The organism is Cupriavidus sp. WGlv3, assembly GCF_023952475.1.
GTDB classification, from domain to species: Bacteria; Pseudomonadota; Gammaproteobacteria; order Burkholderiales; family Burkholderiaceae; genus Cupriavidus; species Cupriavidus phytorum.
The window spans coordinates 1-1,017 of sequence record NZ_JALHRX010000111.1 but is presented as its reverse complement, the minus strand read 5'-3'; the positions used below and the strand labels follow the sequence as shown (position 1 = coordinate 1,017).

Annotated in this window: 2 protein-coding genes and 1 pseudogene; 2 read left to right on the top strand and 1 reads right to left on the bottom strand. The window is 49.6% G+C overall.

Translation table 11 applies throughout. The features are described 5' to 3' along the window. Together MKD38_RS30705 and MKD38_RS30700 are read left to right on the top strand one after the other, a co-directional pair. The coding region (locus tag MKD38_RS30705) for a hypothetical protein (protein WP_252669765.1) at positions 1–194 on the top strand (194 nt) is incomplete at its 5' end. 72 nt (positions 195–266) lie between these two features. Continuing rightward, positions 267–784 (top strand): annotated as a pseudogene (locus MKD38_RS30700) (DUF2165 family protein). On the opposite strand, the gene MKD38_RS30695 reads toward MKD38_RS30700, so the two are convergent. Next, a partial coding sequence (locus tag MKD38_RS30695; protein WP_252669766.1) for a hypothetical protein occupies positions 708–1,017 on the bottom strand: 310 nt, incomplete at its 5' end. The pseudogene MKD38_RS30700 and the gene MKD38_RS30695 overlap by 77 nt on opposite strands.

The following is a 1,017-nucleotide window of genomic DNA, read 5'->3' as shown; positions in this document are numbered from 1 at the left end:
CCTTTGACGTTACTGAAAAAGGTGGATCAAATTTAACTCGCTTTGAGGCGATCAAGTTGAAGGAACAGAAACCTAGAGTGAGTTCGCGCAAACGTCTGGCACACTCCTTGCGCCAGCATTTGTTATGCGCAATATTGCGAGCGGCGATGGGTGGTCACCCGTTGCCAACCCCGAGTCCAGAAACAATGGCCTGAAGGACGGACTCCTGGACATTGGGGTCGGCGCAGAGGTTCTTTCTGATGGCACTAACTCAAAGCGATAAATCTATGGCCCTACGAATCTCCAAGACACTGATGGTCGTTGCCATCGCGCTCTTTGCCTCTTTGGTCGCGTTTAACAATATAACCGATTACTTTACAAATTTCGTCTTTATCCGTCATGTCCTTCTAATGGACACGACCTTTCCAAGTAGCAGAAACATGTATCGAACTATCACTTCGCCAATTCTGCATCATGTTGCCTATGTGTGCATTATCACACCTAGAGACTGTAACGGCGGTTTTTTGCTGGATGGGTAGCAATCGCTTGTGGTGTGCCCGGCATGATTCCCACATGGCCTTTCAGCGCGCGAAAGGCTTTGCCAACGCCGGGCTGACGCTAGGTTTTTTGAACATTGCAGGTTGCGTTCATGTCGATTGGAGGGGAATGGTTCGGTATGTGGATGTCGAAACAGTGGAATGGGATACCAGATGCGTTCCGATTTTTTATCACGATCCTGTCAGTGCTGATCTTTGTGAGCCAGGAGAATGATGCTTTAAAAAACCACGACAGAACCGGCCTATAGGCAGAAGCTCATTGACATGGGCTGCACCCATGACTGCAGCAACACTATTTGACGCCCTTAAAATCTGTGGCGAAATTAAATTAATGGCGGGCCTTAGAACGGTTATCCACGGGCTTGCAAACCGCTTGGTTGCGGCAGGTTTGGGTTCCCACGCTCCCACCTGATTCGCCGTTTCTGTTTCTTCGCTGTGCAGCCTTGCAGGGTGCCTTAACAGGCTGCTGAAGTACTCATCG